Annotated in this window: 15 protein-coding genes and 1 pseudogene; 7 read left to right on the top strand and 9 right to left on the bottom strand. The window is 64.6% G+C overall.

The annotated features are described in order from the left end of the window. The first annotated feature begins 29 nt into the window (after positions 1-29). The 4 genes from GGQ68_RS00865 to GGQ68_RS00850 all read left to right on the top strand — a co-directional run bounded on the left by GGQ68_RS00865 (position 30) and on the right by GGQ68_RS00850 (position 4,149). Complete coding sequence (locus GGQ68_RS00865) at positions 30-1,502, top strand: NAD-dependent succinate-semialdehyde dehydrogenase (protein WP_183962505.1); 1,473 nt, start codon at positions 30-32, stop codon at positions 1,500-1,502. Continuing rightward, complete coding sequence (locus GGQ68_RS00860) at positions 1,487-1,867, top strand: hypothetical protein (RefSeq protein WP_183962504.1); 381 nt, start codon at positions 1,487-1,489, stop codon at positions 1,865-1,867. The genes GGQ68_RS00865 and GGQ68_RS00860 overlap by 16 nt, the downstream gene beginning before the upstream one ends. Then, entirely contained in the window at positions 1,860-2,771 is a 912-nt protein-coding gene (locus GGQ68_RS00855) for a hypothetical protein (RefSeq protein WP_183962503.1), read from the top strand. The genes GGQ68_RS00860 and GGQ68_RS00855 overlap by 8 nt, the downstream gene beginning before the upstream one ends. A gap of 172 nt (positions 2,772-2,943) precedes the next feature. After that, positions 2,944-4,149: a M24 family metallopeptidase gene (locus tag GGQ68_RS00850; protein WP_183962502.1), complete on the top strand. Its 1,206-nt coding sequence runs from the start codon at positions 2,944-2,946 to the stop codon at positions 4,147-4,149. 50 nt (positions 4,150-4,199) lie between these two features. Here GGQ68_RS00850 and GGQ68_RS00845 read toward each other — a convergent pair whose 3' ends face one another. Next, positions 4,200-4,754, bottom strand: coding sequence for a hypothetical protein (locus GGQ68_RS00845; RefSeq protein ID WP_183962501.1), 555 nt, complete (start codon positions 4,752-4,754; stop codon positions 4,200-4,202). Positions 4,755-4,815: 61 nt separating this feature from the next. On the opposite strand from GGQ68_RS00845, the gene GGQ68_RS00840 reads away from it, so the two are divergent. The 3 genes from GGQ68_RS00840 to GGQ68_RS00830 all read left to right on the top strand — a co-directional run bounded on the left by GGQ68_RS00840 (position 4,816) and on the right by GGQ68_RS00830 (position 6,182). After that, entirely contained in the window at positions 4,816-5,175 is a 360-nt protein-coding gene (locus GGQ68_RS00840; protein ID WP_183962500.1) for a hypothetical protein, read from the top strand. 111 nt (positions 5,176-5,286) lie between these two features. Then, entirely contained in the window at positions 5,287-5,553 is a 267-nt protein-coding gene (locus GGQ68_RS00835) for a hypothetical protein (protein WP_183962499.1), read from the top strand. A 17-nt stretch (positions 5,554-5,570) separates the two neighbouring features. Then, positions 5,571-6,182 (top strand): DUF1523 family protein, encoded by a 612-nt coding sequence (locus GGQ68_RS00830; protein ID WP_183962498.1) that lies wholly within the window; start codon positions 5,571-5,573, stop codon positions 6,180-6,182. 37 nt (positions 6,183-6,219) lie between these two features. On the opposite strand, the gene GGQ68_RS00825 is transcribed toward GGQ68_RS00830, so the two are convergent. The 8 genes and pseudogenes from GGQ68_RS00825 to GGQ68_RS00790 form a co-directional block, all read right to left on the bottom strand. After that, entirely contained in the window at positions 6,220-7,203 is a 984-nt protein-coding gene (locus GGQ68_RS00825) for a nuclear transport factor 2 family protein (RefSeq protein ID WP_183962497.1), read from the bottom strand. Between the two features lie 11 nt (positions 7,204-7,214). Then, on the bottom strand, positions 7,215-8,072 hold the full coding sequence (locus GGQ68_RS00820) for a dimethyl sulfoxide reductase anchor subunit family protein (protein WP_183962496.1): 858 nt from the start codon (positions 8,070-8,072) through the stop codon (positions 7,215-7,217). Positions 8,073-8,120: 48 nt separating this feature from the next. After that, positions 8,121-8,870 carry a 4Fe-4S dicluster domain-containing protein gene (locus tag GGQ68_RS00815; protein WP_183962495.1) on the bottom strand — a complete coding sequence of 250 codons (750 nt, stop codon included), beginning with the start codon at positions 8,868-8,870 and terminating at the stop codon, positions 8,121-8,123. A gap of 72 nt (positions 8,871-8,942) precedes the next feature. Next, the gene (locus tag GGQ68_RS00810; protein WP_183962494.1) at positions 8,943-11,747 is read right to left on the bottom strand and encodes a molybdopterin oxidoreductase family protein; all 2,805 of its coding nucleotides are present in this window, start codon (positions 11,745-11,747) and stop codon (positions 8,943-8,945) included. Positions 11,748-12,101: 354 nt separating this feature from the next. After that, positions 12,102-12,434, bottom strand: a pseudogene (locus GGQ68_RS00805) (thiamine pyrophosphate-binding protein); the annotation flags it as partial. A 117-nt stretch (positions 12,435-12,551) separates the two neighbouring features. Beyond that, a complete protein-coding gene (locus tag GGQ68_RS00800; RefSeq protein WP_183962492.1) occupies positions 12,552-13,268 on the bottom strand; it encodes a hypothetical protein in 717 nt (238 codons plus the stop codon). A gap of 21 nt (positions 13,269-13,289) precedes the next feature. Further along, complete coding sequence (locus GGQ68_RS00795) at positions 13,290-14,237, bottom strand: SHOCT domain-containing protein (RefSeq protein ID WP_183962491.1); 948 nt, start codon at positions 14,235-14,237, stop codon at positions 13,290-13,292. A gap of 65 nt (positions 14,238-14,302) precedes the next feature. Next, positions 14,303-15,457 (bottom strand): glycosyltransferase family 4 protein, encoded by a 1,155-nt coding sequence (locus GGQ68_RS00790; protein ID WP_246429203.1) that lies wholly within the window; start codon positions 15,455-15,457, stop codon positions 14,303-14,305. Between the last annotated feature and the right edge of the window lie 7 nt (positions 15,458-15,464).

The following is a 15,464-nucleotide window of genomic DNA, read 5'->3' as shown; positions in this document are numbered from 1 at the left end:
AGGCTAAGGCATAATCGCGGAGTAACACCATGCTGGACCAAGCCACCGATCTCAAGAGCCTGCTGAGCGACCCGTCGCTCGTGGAGCCGCGCGCCTATGTGAACGGCGCATTCGTCGAGAGCGACAAGACATTCGACGTGACCAACCCGGCGCGGGGCGACGTGATCGCGCAGATGACCGACCTCGACCGGGATGACGTGGCGCGCGCTGTCGACGCCGCCTATACCGCGCAGAAGGACTGGGCCAAGTGGACCGGCAAGGAGCGCGCGCAGGTGATGCGCAAGTGGTTCGACCTGATGATGGAAAACCAGGAAGACCTCGCCATCATCATGACCGCCGAGCAGGGCAAGCCACTGGCCGAGTCGCGCGGCGAGATCGCCTATGGCGCGGGCTTCATCGAGTTTTTCGGAGAAGAGGCCAAGCGCGTCTACGGCGAGACCATCCCCGGCCACCAGCGCGACAAGCGCATCATGGTGATGAAGCAGCCCATCGGCGTGGCGGCGTCCATCACGCCATGGAACTTCCCCACCGCGATGATCACCCGCAAGGCTGGCCCTGCGCTGGCGGCGGGCTGTGCATTTGTCGGCCGTCCCGCGGCGGAAACACCGCTCAGCGCCACGGCGCTGGCCGTTCTGGCAGAGCGCGCAGGCATTCCAGCAGGCGTGTTCAACATCGTGACCTCGTCTTCGTCGTCCGAGGTCGGCAAGGAGTTCTGCGAGAACCCCAAGGTGCGCAAGCTGACCTTTACCGGCTCTACCGAAGTGGGGCGCATCCTGCTGAAACAGGCGGCCGATCAGGTGATGAAATGCTCGATGGAGCTGGGCGGCAACGCGCCGTTCATCGTGTTTGACGACGCCGACATCGACGCCGCCGTCGAAGGCGCGATCCAGTGCAAGTTCCGCAACAACGGTCAGACCTGCGTCTGCGCCAACCGCCTTTACGTACAAAGCGGCGTTTACGATGCCTTTGCCGAAAAGCTGCGCGAGGCGGTGTCCAAGATGAAGGTGGGCGATGGCCTTGAGGACGGCACCGATCTGGGACCGCTCATCAACAAGGGGGCCCTCGACAAGGTGCAGGAACACATTGCCGACGCCAAGGCGAAGGGCGGCACCGTGATCCTTGGCTCCGAGGATCACGAGTTGAACGGCGCGTTCTTTGGCCCGACCATCGTGACCGGCGCGACGCAGGACATGAAGTTCGCCACCGAGGAGACCTTTGGCCCGCTGGCCCCGCTGTTCAAGTTCGACGACGTGGATGACGTGATCGAGATGGCCAACGACACGATCTTTGGTCTGGCGAGCTACTTCTACGCCAAGGATCTGAGCCGCGTGTACAAGGTCGCCGAGGCGCTGGAATATGGCATCGTCGGCGTGAACACCGGCATCATCTCGACCGAGCTGGCGCCCTTTGGCGGCGTGAAGCAATCGGGCCTTGGCCGCGAAGGGTCGCACCACGGGATCGAGGATTACCTGGAGATGAAATACGTGTGCCTCAGCGTATAAGCTCCGAGCGCTTCGACCTTCTGGCGGAGGACGAAGCGCTTTCCCTCGACCTGCCCGCAGCCTTTGCCGCCGCGCACACCGGCGACGGCGCGCCCTGGCTCATGGCGGCACAGGCGGATGAACTGGCGCGCTATGCGTTGAGACGCGGCGAGGGGATCTGCCTGATGGAGGCTGCGGTCCGCACCCTCAAGGAGCCGCCCGGCGATGTGGGCTGGGAAATCCTGGGAGATGATCCGCAAGGCTTCAACTGGGTGGATCACCGCGACCCCATGCTGGCCTACCGTGTTTTTCTGGCCAAGCTGAAGAAGGCGCGGCTGGACAGGGTGCAATTGCTGTACAAACTCTGGTTCGAGACCGGTGCCTGACAGGCTCGCGTGGCTGTACCTGTACCCCGACCTGATTGCGCGGGTGCAGACGGGCAAGGCCCGGTTCCTTTGCATCCTGATCGAGGTGCTGCGCGCCAGAGGCTGGCAGGTGGAGCTGCGGCCCGATACGCTCGATGAACTGGCCGAGGCCGTCACGCGCCCCGGATATAGCCTTGTGCGCATGATCGCCCCGCCGACCGCGCGGGGGCTGACGTTTCGCCGGACCTACCTCGCGCCCTTCTGGAACATCGAACGCTGCGCGGAACGCTGGGACTGGCCGGTGGCGCAGGCGTCCTTCGACCCGGCGCAGGTCAATCCGCGCAAAGCCGCACGGCTCATGGGCAACCTGCGGCACAGGCACTTTCCCGACGTGGTGACAGAGCTTGGGGGGTATGTGCTGATGCCGCTGCAAGGGCGCCTGCTGGAGCAGCGCAGCTTTCAGACCATGTCGCCCATGCAGATGATCGACACCGTTCTGGAACATGATCCAAGACCGATCCGCGCGACATTGCATCCCCGCGAAGTGTATTCCGAGGCTGAAATGACCGCACTGGACGCGCTGACCCGGCGGTTTCCGCGCCTGACGGTCAGCCTTGGCGGGTCAGAGGCGCTGCTGCCAGGTTGCGACTATGTGGCGACGCAGAACTCCGCCGTGGCGGTCAAAGGCTACATGCTGGGCAAACCTGCCGTGATGTTCGCAAAAAGCGACGTGGCCCATATCGCCGCGCGGGTGCATGACCTTGGCGCGGCGGAGGCCTTGCGGCAGGTGCAGGACATGACGCCGGATTTCGCGGCCTACCTGTGGTGGCGGCTGCGCGATCACGCCATCGACGACAGCCGCCCCGATGCGGACGCGCGCATTGCGCAGGCCCTTTGCGCCGGGGGCTGGCCCGTGGAGGCGTAGCCTCGCCTTCTGCGAACAGAAAAGGCTTGCCAGCGGGGGGCGGAATCACGCAACACTGTGGCGTCGGTGATGGCGTCACCGGCCCTGTCTCAATCCAGTCCTGTACGCCCGGACCTTCGTTTGCCAGTGCGGCAGGGGGAGGCACCCCCGCGCCGCCGACAGGAGAGACCTCATGACAGATCGTCCCCAATTCTACCGTTTCCACCAAGGCGACCGCACCCTTCCGTTTGCCGCCGACGAGTATGAGGCGCGGCTGACCGGGCTGCGCACCATCATGGCAGAGCACGGGGTGGAGGCCTGCGTTTTCACCTCCATGCACAACATCGCCTACTATTCCGGCTTTTTGTATTGCGCGTTCGGGCGGCCCTATGGGCTGGTTGTGACGCCGACCCAAAGCGTCACCATCAGCGCCGGCATCGACGCGGCCCAGCCGTGGCGGCGCAGCCATGGCGACAGCATCACCTACACCGATTGGGAACGGAACAATTACTGGCGCGCGATCCTGTCGGTGACCGGCGCGGGCCGCGTGATCGGCTATGAAGGCGACCACCTCACGCTGGTGCAAAAGGCGCTGATGGACAGCTTCCTCGAGCCCTCCGAGGCGAAGGACATCGCCCCCGGCACCATGCGTCAGCGGATGATGAAATCCCCCGCCGAGATCGACCTGATCCGCGCCGGGGCCGCTGTGGCGGATGTGGGCGGCTATGCCATCCGCGACGCGATCCGCGAAGGCGTGCGTGAAATCGACGTGGCCATGGCGGGCCGTGACGCGATGGAGCTGGAGATTGCCAAGCGCTATCCGGACGCCGAATACCGTGACACATGGGTCTGGTTCCAGTCCGGCATCAACACCGACGGCGCCCACAACCCGGTGACATCGCGCAAGCTGGAGCGCGGCGACATCCTGTCGCTGAACTGCTTCCCGATGATTTCAGGCTATTACACGGCATTGGAGCGCACTTTGTTCATGGGCGAGATGGATGACGCCAGCCTGAAGATCTGGGAGGCCAATGTCGCCGCGCATGAGCTGGGGATTTCCCTGCTGAAAACAGGCGCAAGCTGTTCCGGTGTGACCGAGCAGATCAACGCCTTCTTTGCCGAGCGGGACCTGCTGCAATATCGCACCTTTGGCTATGGCCACAGCTTTGGCGTGCTGTCGCATTACTACGGGCGCGAAGCGGGTCTGGAATTGCGAGAGGATATCGACACGGTGCTGGAACCGGGCATGGTGATCTCGATGGAGCCGATGCTGACGATCCCCGAAGGGCAGCCCGGCGCAGGCGGCTATCGCGAGCACGATATTCTGGTCATCACCGAGAATGGCAACGAGAACATCACCGGCTACCCCTATGGACCAGAGGGCAACGTCGTCGGCTAAGGCGACGCGGTGTAGGTCGGGGATCGCCCCGGCCTACGTTTGCCTTTAGATCACTGACCAAAGGACGCCATGGCGCCGAAATCCACCTTGTCCAACAGGCTGCGCGCGGCCTCTGTATCGCCCTCGGCCTGAACGAGGATGCGATTGCCCACCAGCGCCATCATCTGCCCGTCCTGCGTGGCAAAGCGCTGGCGGCCGATGCGCTCCGTCTTCATGCCCATGGCACCGGCGTTGGCGATCATGGCGGACATGCTGGCCACCATCGGATTGTCCGCCATCAGCGTGATCTTGACCGAGCTGTCATCGCCTGTGTAGGTCGCCTCCGCCCCGACGCCGCCGCCCATCATCGCAAGCCCCTGCCCCATCTCGGTGTTGACCTCGCGCGTCCAGCCGTCAGGGGCCTCCGGCAGATAGGCCCCCAGAGAGGCTGTCTTCTGCTCCAGCAATTTGGCGCGGGCCATGTCCAGATCGTCTAGCGCGAACTGAATGTCACCGGCGGCGTAGGCCTCCTGCGCGGATGTGAGCAGGTCGGACACCTCGTCTGCGGCGGCGGCGGTTGTCAGGGACATCGCCAAAGCGGCGCTCATCATAAGTGTACGGGTCATGAAATTCTCCTCCTGTGAAATGACGACAGCGTGAAGCGGAACGGTCCACCGCGCAAGGTGATTGAAACCTGACCTTTGGGGCGGCACAGTCGTTGCCATGATCACAGGCTTGCTGCTCCCCACGCTTATCCTTGTCGCGCTGACCTTTGCCGTCGCCCGGATGGTGGAGCGGTTCACGCCAGAGACCCTGCCCGGCCTCGCCTTGCAGGCCGTGATTTCGGCGCTGCTGTTGTGGGCGCTGTCGAGCCTGCTGTTCGCCATCCTCTACACGCTGGAGGCGCCGGGCGCCGTGTGGCTGATCCAGTCCGGCGGCTGGCGACATTTCATGATGCTGGGCGCGCAGGCGGCCCTGGTCTGGGGGCCGGTGCTGGCGCTGGTGGTGAGCACCGCGCCGCGTCGTTGGACAACCGCCGTCTGGTAACGTCTTGCGCGTTCTCGCAACGCCCCATTGCCGCGCCATATGCGCGCCCTGCGGCGCTTTGTCGTTGATTTTCCGGCGCGGGCGTATCAGGCAGGGGACAGGGGGACGGACATGCTGGCCTTTGTGCGGTTTTTCTTCATCGCTTTCCTGTTTGCCACAGTGCTCTATATCGCTTTGTGGTTCAGCTTTCGCATGCGACGTCGGCGGTTGATCCTGATGGACTGGAAAACCGACCATTCCGACCGCAAACTGAAGACCTTTCTCGCCGAGGAAACCGCCCGATATGACCGCATCCGCCACCTTAGCCTGATTGCCGTTCTCTACGTGTTGCCCTTCGTCACGGTGACCGTCATCATCTACCTGACGAATTTCCACTGAAAGGCTCCGCCGCTGCCATGAGATATGTAAAATGGTTCATCATCGCGATCTTCTGGCTGCTGGTGGCCGCGTTCCTGCATTACACGCTGCCCCAGACCGATATCGCGCGGATCACGGACACCTATGAAAAGCGTGTCGACCCCGGCGAAAACAGCTGGTTCTGGGCGCAGGCGGATGTGGGCACGGATGGCACCGTGCCGACGCGGGACGTGTTCTTTATCCAGACCCGCCGCGAAAACGGCGATATCATGGTCTACCGCAACGAGGACACCGGCTGGGGCTGGCCGCCGTACTTCAAGTTCGACACCTCGAACCTGCAGGCCGAAGCCTCTGACATGCGCTCCACGGCCGACAATCCGCGCTGGGTGGCGATCCGGCATTACGGCTGGCGCAACGAATTCCTGACGGTGTTCCCCAACGCGGTGAGCCTGCGCGAGGTCGAGGACCCGAACGAATTCATCGTGCCGTGGGTCTCGATCATCGTGCTGGTGCTGCTGGCGGCGCTGTTCTGGGCAATCTGGGCGCGGTGGAAGCGATTCTGGGCGCGCCGCGTCGATCCGGCCCTGACCGAGGCGGGCGACCGCGTGGCCATCGGGTCCAGCCGGCTGCGCGACAAGTTCCGCAAATGAGGGCGGGCGGGGGCCTGACCCCGCGCCCGCTGAGCGATCAGACCGACCCGGTGGCCAGCAGGATCTGTTTCCACACCGCTGCCGGGTCGAACAACGTCCAGTCGCGGTAGATGCCGCGCGGACCAAAGGCCACCTGCGTGATCCCCATCACCAACAGCGGCGCGCCGGTGGGGGCGCCGAACAGGCCAAAGCCATCGTGGCGCCCCTCCAGCACCCAACGCACGCTGGCGCGCGGGCTTTCGGGCTTTTCCTCGACGCCGATCACATGCTGCACGGTGAACTGCGCCGTGGGCAGCGAGGCGCGCAGCGCGGTCCAGAAGCGCTCTGCCTCCGTGTGGCCGATCGCGGTTTCACCGCCGGGATAGGCCAGCTCTGCCGCGCGATCATATTGCCGGCCAATGACCGCAACCTCTCCGGCCATGATGCGGCGCAGCGTATCGCTGAGAACCTGCCCCCAGCTGTCCTCGTTGCCGGTCGCGCTATGGCGTGGCGGCAGGTCGGTTTCCGACGTCAGGGGCAGGACGCAGTCCTCTGGCCCGCCCTCGGCCTTGATGCTGGCGCGGGCCCAGCCCTCCGGCGTATGGCCCAGCGCCTTGAGGATCGCGGCGCGGTCGGTCACGCGCCAGACCTCGGCCACCTCATCCCCGCGGCACCAGCTGTCGGTCAGCATCCGGTAGCCCAAGGGCGTGCCCGTGGGCGCGCCATAGAGACCCGGCCCGTCATGGGTGGCGCTGACGTAGTGACGTTCTGCTGCGGTGAAGGATTTGTAGCCCGACTGTGCCCAGATCATATCCTCGGGGAGCACGTCCATATCAGGGAAGGCCGCGAGCCGCGCCTGTGCCTCTGCCAGAATGGCATCACGCCCCCGCAGCAGCCCTTCGGGTGTGCGCAGCACCGCGTCCTCGGCATAGAGGCGGCGGATGCGGTCAAGACGCCGGTCCCCCCAGATGTCTTGCGTCACAGCACTCATGAAATGTGGCGCATCGCGCCAGCCTTCTTCAAATCCCGGCAGGAAGGACATAACGCAGCTCCTCAGATCTTGCCGTAATACAGGCCCATGACGTGTTTTGCCTCAGCAAAGAACAACCAACGGGCTGTCATAGCCCCTGCCACATGCGACACCACTGCAACAAGGGCAAAGAGGTGGTTGACCGGCAGCAGCAGGATCGCCGTTGGCACGATCGCCCCAAGCAGCAGCGCAATGAGGCGTAATTTTTCAGCGTGTTTGCGCGCCACGGCAAAGGCCATTTCCCGCGTCAGGTACGTGTCGCCGGTGTGCGGTGCCTCGAAGGCGCGCGGGGCGTGCAGGCCGGTGGCGGTGCTGAGCGTGCTTGTGGTGCCGCGTCTGTCCCCGGCCAGCCAGCAGCCCCCCTGGACCAGGCCGGTGAGGGGGATCAGCCACACCGCCAGATCGACCTTGCCCGCCATCAGCGCGCCGCCGCTCAGCGCGTAGGACACAAACAGCACGGGCGTGGACCAGTGGTGCCAGCGCGGGACGGTCTTTAACTGCGTGTAGATCATCGCGGTGGAGCCCACGGTGATCAGCGCAAGTGCCGCGCCCGACCAGCCCAACGGGGCGACCCGTTGGTCGAGGAACACCAGCGGCGCGGCATAGAGCGCGTTCACCGTCAGCGCCACGAGGGAGGCCCAGGCTTCGCGCGACAGCCAGCTGCTGCGCCATTGGGTGAAGGCCTTCAGTGCGCGGCTGGGTCGGCCAAGATGCAGGGCCGAGGCGCCAAGGCCCGCGAGGCTCAGGGCATAGGCGATGACGTAGAACACGAAAGCGACCCAGCCCGTTGGCGGCGTCGCATCGACGCCAAGCCAGAACAGCATGCCGAACCCCAGACCGGAGAGCGTGGTGAAAGCGATAAGTGACGGGGCTGGGTGCATCCTTGGTCCTTTGAGCGCAGGCGGGATTCGCGCTGCGGTGTGGCGGGGTCAGAGTTTCGAGAGCGTCCGGTCGATCCAGCCGAGAAAGCCGCGCGCGTCTTCGGCCACCGGGGCGAGGAAAGGCGCGAGCACATCGGTTTCCGCCTCCCAGGTGTCCTTGGGACGCGGCGGCAGGTATTTGTTCACCGGCTTTGTGCCCTGTTCCGGCATCAGATCAAAGCCGCCGCGCTGCTCGACCAACGCCGAGATCGCGGAATTCGGGTCGGACAGGTCGCCAAAGTGCCGCGCGCCCGCAGGGCAGGTGCGCACGCAGGCGGGCACGCGGTCCTCCTCCGGCAGGTTTTCGTTGTAGATGCGGTCGACGCAGAGGGTGCATTTCTTCATCACGCCTTCGGCGGCGTCCAGCTCGCGCGCGCCGTAGGGGCAGGCCCATGCGCACAGGCCGCAACCGATGCAGTCGGATTCGTTGACCAGAACGATGCCGTCTTCGCTGCGTTTGTAGCTGGCCCCGGTGGGGCAGACGGTGACGCAGGGGGCGTCCTCGCAATGCAGGCAGCTTTTGGGGAAATGCACCAGCTGTGCCGGGCCATCGTCGGGCGTGACCTCGTAGCTGTGCACACGGTTGAGAAAGGTGCCGGAGGGGTCCGCGCCATAGGGGTTCTGATCCGACAGCGGCGCGCCGTAATTCTGCGTGTTCCAGCCTTTGCAGGACACCACGCAGGCATGACAGCCAACGCAGGTGTCGAGGTCGATGACGAGACCGAGCCGCGTCTCGGTGTGGGTGGGAAGCGTGGTCATGGCTGGTACCCTGAGTAAGGGGGCTGGGACGCGCCGCCGCGAGAGATGAGTTTATGAAAAAGGCGCATGTCGTCAGTCCTTTACCTGCCAGCGCAGCACTTTGGGCGCGGGTGGCACGGGGCTGGCCTGCGGCGGGATATGATCTGCAAGGGCCGTGGTCTTTTCGATCCGGACGCGCAGGTCGAACCACGCCGCCTGCCCGGTGACCGGGTCGGAGTTGGACCAGCGCAGGCCGTCGCCCCTTGGCGGGAGGAGTTCGTGAATGACATGATTGAGCAGAAAGCCCTTCGTCGCCTCTGGTGCGTTCTTGTCGAGCGCCCAGGCGCCGCCGCGTTTGCCGATGGCGTTCCACGTCCAGATGGTGTGCGGGTTGAGCGCCGCCATCTCCGCCACCGGCACCGTGATCGCCCCATGGGGAGAGGTGACGCACACCCAGTCGCCGTCTTTCAGATCGTGAGCGCGCATGAGGGCCGTGGGCAGATACATCGGGTTGCGCCCGTGGATTTGCCGCAGCCACGCGTTTTGCCCGCCCCAGCTGTGGTACATTGCCATCGGCCGCTGGGTCAGCGCGTGGACTGGATAGTCGGCGCAGTTGGTCTGGTCAGCGGTGTCATACCAGGTTGGCAGCGGCGTGAGGCGGGTTTTCATCTGATCGCGCAGGTGGTCGGGGGGCTGATGCGGGCCGTGCCCTTCGGCGGCGCGCTGAAACCGGCGGAGCGGCTCTGCATAAAGCGTAAAACGATACGGCGTGGCCTTGTCCATGAGGCCGATCTGCACGGCCCAGTCCTGATAGGCGGCATTCCACGGCTTGAAATACCGCGCATCGGGCGGGACGTGCTGGGCGCAAAATCCGCCGTTGGCGATGTAGCGGTCGATCTGGTCGGGGTTCGGGTCGCCGCGCCCGTGCTGATCGCCGTGCGCGCCGCGCCAGCCTGCCAGCGGTCCGACACCGGGGCGGCGTTCGTGGCGCGTCATGTAGTCGGCGTAGTCGCTGTAGGTGGGCGTGCCGTCCGGCTCTGTCATACCCGGCAGGCCGAGGCGCGCACCAAGGTCCAGCAGCACCGACTGAAAGCCGCGCACATTCCGATCCGGGGCGACGACGGGCCAGCGGATGGCATCGGCGGCGGCATCGGCTTCGGACACCGGGCGATCGAGCAGCGAAATACAGTCGTGCCGTTCCAAGTAGGTGGTGTCGGGCAGGATCAGGTCGGCATAGGCCACCATCTCGGAGCTGTAGGCGTCAGAATAGATGATGCGCGGGATCACGTAATCGCCGCTGTCGTCGGTGCGGGTCAGCATCTCCATCACGCCGCGCGTGTTCATGGAAGAATTCCACGCCATGTTGGCCATGTACAGGAACAGCGTGTCGATCTTGTAGGGGTCTGCTGCGGCGGCGTTGGAGATCACCATATGCATCAGACCATGCGCCGAAAGCGGGTTTTCCCATGTGAACGCCTTGTCGATGCGCAGCGGTGTGCCGTCATCGGACAGCGCCAGATCCTCCGGCCCCTGGGGATAGCCGAGGTGCGGGCCGGGCAACGGTTGGCCGGGCGTGGCCTTTGCGTGCGGGCGCGGATGCGCGGTGGCGGGTTTCGGATAGGGCGGTTTGAAGCGCATCCCGCCGGGGGTTTCCACAGCGCCGATCAGGATTTGCAGCATGTGCAGCGCGCGGCAGGTCTGGAACCCGTTGGAATGAGCCGAGATCCCGCGCATGGCGTGAAAGGCAACGCCGCGCCCGACCATGCGTTCATGCCGTTCGCCGCGCCAATCTGTCCACGGCTGGTCAATCACCACAGGTTCGTCATAGGCAGCGCGGGAGATCTGAGCCGCCAACGCCCGGATCTGCGCGGACGAGACGCCGCAGCGCTCTGACACGGCCTCCGGGGCGTAGTCGGGGATCAGGTAGGTCTCTGCCATGCGGTGCAGCACGGTGACATGGGTGACGCCTGCGTGCCGCCAATGCGCGCCGGGATCGGGTGCGACGCCGGGGCTATCCGCTGCGGCGGGTTTGCCGGTGGCCCGGTCGATCACCTGCGCGCGCCCCTCGGCATCGCGCAACAACAGACCGTAGGTGTCTGACTTTGGATCACCATCCAGCAGCAGCGGCGCGTCGGTGTAGCGGGTCAGGTAATCGAGGTCGATCTGCCCGGCCTTCATCAGGCAATGGATCAGCGACAGGATCAGCAGGCCGTCGGTGCCGGGGGTGATCCCGACCCATTCATCCGCCACCGCGTTGTAGCCAGAGCGCACGGGGTTCACGCCGATCACCTTTGCACCGCGTGCCTTCAGCCGGCCAATGCCCATCTTAATCGGGTTGCTGTCGTGATCCTCGGCGACGCCGAACAGGATGAACAGCTTGGCGTGGTCCCAATCCGGGGTGCCGAACTCCCAAAAAGCGCCGCCCATGGTGTAGATGCCCGCCGCCGCCATGTTGACCGAGCAAAAGCCGCCATGCGCCGCGAAATTAGGCGTACCGAATTGCTGCGCCCACCAGCCGGTGAAGCTTTGCGATTGGTCGCGGCCGGTGAAGAAGGCGAGCTTTTCCGGGGCCTTTTCCCGCAGAGGTTTCAGCCAGTCGACCGCCGTCTGCAGGGCCTCGTCCCAACTGATCTCCTCGAACTTGCCGGAGCCACGCGGCCCGACGCGGCGCAGCGGTGCGCGCAGGCGGGCGGGGGAATTGTGCTGCATGATCCCGGCGGACCCTTTGGCACAGAGCACGCCCTTGTTGATCGGATGGTCGCGGTTGCCCTCGATATAGGCGACCTTGCCGCCTTTCATGTGCACGTTGATGCCACAGCGGCAGGCGCACATGTAGCAGGTGGTCTTGCGGACCTCGTCGGACACGGCAGGATTAAGATCCAGGTGAGGGTCAGGCATACCGGGCCTCCAGCCCATATCTATGGGACCAAGCAGGGTTCTTTGGGCGACACCGACGAGAAACGCCCAGACGGCAGTAACGGCCGGTGTGTCAACGGGCTGCGTTCAAACGAATACCCCGTTGGCATCGACGCCCGCCGGAAAAAAGGCAAGTGCAGGAGGCTAAGGACGCGGATCGCGCGTCGCAGTCCGGCGAAGGTCCGGATGCGCGGTATCTTGTGACCGAGCACCGGCAAAACAGCCGCTATCGCGCGTCGGGGTTTTGCGCGGGTTGGGCAGTTGTGCAGCGGCATTCGGGTGTTCGCTCCTGACATCGGTTTCACCTGAAACCAGCAGGGCGCAACGCGCAAGGAAAAAGCCGCCCTGCCCGATGGTCTTGTGCGCGGCCTGCGACGTGACCAGCTGCAGCGGGCTGTGGTTCCAGTAGGCGGTTTTCGCGGCGGTGACGAAATTGGGGATGCCGGGGCCATTCTGCGCGATCATCATCGACATCTTGCCGGACGCGCGGGTGTAGCCGTCCGCCATCATGCCACCGGACCCTTCGTGCGCGCAGTCCCGAAACTGGATGCCAGCCTGCGGAAACAAATCGGAAATCGCCATGAAGGCCGAGCCGATGATCCCAAAGGCATGTTCGAACCCGTGGCGTTGAAGAACTTTGACGAAGGCGTCTTCGGTGGTCATTTTCATGCTGGCATCTCCGCGAAAACCGATGCGGAGGGGAGTCCCACCGTGCGTTTCACAGGATCTATCCAGCCCGCGGGACGCCGAATAGGGCCAGATGTCACGCCGGGAAATGACCAGTCTTCAAGAGGGGGCGGTCGCCTCGGCCTCGCGGTAGGCCATGCTGAGGATCGCGGCGACCATCATGGTGCAAAAGACGCCCAGCGCCGCGCCGATCAGGTGCAGGGTGATGTCCCCGGCCATCGTAATCGTCGGGTTCATCGCCGACTTGCCCATGACAAGCGTGACCAGAAGGAAGACAACGCCCGGCCCTGCAAAGAAGCGGCCGATGGTTTTCCAGAAGCGCACTCGCCCGCGCCGCAGCGCACTGCCGATACGGGTGTCGCCACCGATGGCCGCAGCGGGCAACAGCGTGCCGACGAATATCAACAAAAGGAGGCTGAAAGGCAGGCCAATGGCGGTGCCAAGCAGCGTCATGCCGATAACATTCACCTCTGGATTGCTGCTCAGGTAGAACCTGCCGAAATACGTCAACCAAAAGATCGGGAAAAACGCCAGCGCCAGACCAGCGGCGCTGATCAGGACAAACCGCCAGAGGAAGGCAAAGAGCGGCAGGTCCGTAACGCCCCCTCCCGTGGATGACTGAACGCCACCCCATGTCACACGATCATGCAACAGCACACAGCGGTAGGTGGAAAAGGCCGCCACACCGTAGACGACCAGCAGCGCAATCTGCGGCGCGATGCCGTCGATGAAGCGGTCCCCGACCACCAAAAGCGCCACGATCACCGCCATGACCGGCCAGGAGCGGCGCAGCGCGTCGAACGTCAGACCGTACATGCCAGTGTTCCCTGATGCTGATCAGAGCCGCGCCAGCAGCTCTGCTTTCTTGATGGCAAATTCCTCGTCCGACAGGATGTTGAGGTCGTGCAGGTCGCCCAGCTTTTGCAGTGCGGCAAAGATCTGGTCGGCATCGGTCAGCAATTGCGCCCCGGAGGCGGACGGTGCAGATCCCTTCGAGGCCTGCGGCGCGGCTTCCAGGTCGGGCATGTCCGCCTCTGGCTGCATCGGGTCAAAGAAGTTTTCCGGTGCGTCGGCGTCCGCCGTGGTTGGGGCCCAGGTTTCAGTGGACTGATCCGCGACGGTGGGCGTGGTGGGCGTCGATGTCCTGACTGTATCCGGCGTGGTCTCTTTGGTCGCGTCCTCGCCAAAGACCACGGGCATCGCCGCCAGATCCACCGCGCCGTATTGGCTGGTGAAGGTCCAGTTGCGCCCATGTCCCTGCTGCTGCGAAATGCCTGTGATCAGGTGGTCACCGGTGTCATGCACCGTGACCCTGCCCGCCAGATTGACTGCCAGACGCTGCCGGTCCGGGAAGATCGCGTAGGACATATCGTTCTGAGAGCCCTGGGCCGAGGGCTGGCCCAGCGTTTCTGGCCACCAGCCACCGCTGTGCATCGACATGGAGCCAAATCCATTGCCAGACCCCTGCGATTGCGACTGACCCTGCCAATTGCCCTGCGGCTCCCCCCGTTTGAACAGCGGGCCTTGTCCGGCGGCCTGCGCGATATCCTCGCAGAGGTTCGACACCCGCGCCTTGAGCCCGGTGTTGAACATGTCGCCCACCATGGTCATGCCGCCGCGAGACCATTGCCCCATGCCGCCCAGTTCGGGGATGGAGAATTGCGCCTGCGTGCCGCCGCCGTTGACGACCGACACCATCATCGCCTCGACCGTTGTGCCCGAGACCGCGTGCCGTGCCGCCAAGTCGTCGCGCGTTGTCACGCCGTGTTCCGTCAGATCTGCCATTTTTTCCACCAACCGAGTCGCGTTGTACCGTCTCTCCCTTGGCTACCACATCCCTTGCGCGAGAGTTAGCTGCGCTTTTCAGCCACCGCCTGCCGCATCAGCGCTGTGGAACGGCGTGCCCAGGCGTCCCAGTTCAGGCGCTGTTCGTAAACCTTGCGCGCGGAGCGGCTGAGGTCCGCGTACCTCTCCGGCGCGGCATGGTAGGTCGCGATGATGTCGGCAAAATCCTCTGGCCCTGAGCCCGGCGGCAGGGCATGGCCGTTCTCGCCCTCGCGCACAGGCACGCCGCCGACCCGCAAGCACAGCGCGGGCAGACCGTAGGCAGATGCCTCGCAAAAGGCGAAGCCGTAACTTTCAAACGACGGCATGACGAGGAAATGCGCCTCTGACAGTGCGTTTTGAAAGGTCGCCAGTTCGGCTGGCACGGCTTTGTTCAACTGAGGGTGCACGGTCACATGGTCTGAACGATAGCGCTCTGGCGGGATGCAACCGATCACGGTCAACCGTGCATCCATGCCGCGCGCGCGCAGGATCTGCATGGTGTCAAAAGCCGTCGGGCCTCCCTTGGCGAACCAATCGCGGCCGATGACCAGCAGACGCACCGAGGACGACAGGCTGCGCGGCGCCGGCGCGGGCGGCGGCGGTATGTTGGCACCCCATTCCACCACATGGCTGACGTCGGCGGGCAGGTTGTAGCGTGCCTCCACCGCGTCACGCAGCCACTCGGAGGGCCAGAGCCCGAGGTCCAGACCTTGAAGCGCCTCACGCTCGCGCCGTTCCACCCAGCCATTCGTGACCCGTCCAATCAAGCGCTGTTCGTGATGCGTGCCCAGAACGGACTCGCGAAACACCGATTGCAGCGCGTCGGCGGTAAAGGCGGTCACCATGCCTTTGGGCGCTGTCACCCCTGCCATGGCGTGCAGCGCATAGGTGCCGAACAGCACGTCATACGTCCCTGCCTGCAAGGCCCGCTGCACCCGCCGCGCGATGATCCCGCGCAGGGCATAATGCGCACGCCAGCGCAGACGCATGTTCATCCCGGTGGACGTCTTGAGAATCGCTTGTCGAAGAGGTTCGGCGGCGCCCCAGTCCTGCGGCAACACCGTCACGCTGTCTGCATGATCCTTGAGCGCATCGAAAATACGGGCATTGCCGCCGGAATAGATGTTCCGGTCGCTCGGGGGCATATCGCAGAGATAGGCAATGCGCAGAGAAGGCATGACAAGC

The sequence above is a fragment of the Sagittula marina genome, assembly GCF_014196795.1.
GTDB classification, from domain to species: domain Bacteria; phylum Pseudomonadota; class Alphaproteobacteria; order Rhodobacterales; family Rhodobacteraceae; genus Sagittula; species Sagittula marina.
Note: the sequence above shows the minus strand (reverse complement) of the source record. Positions and strands in the feature narration are given on the sequence as shown.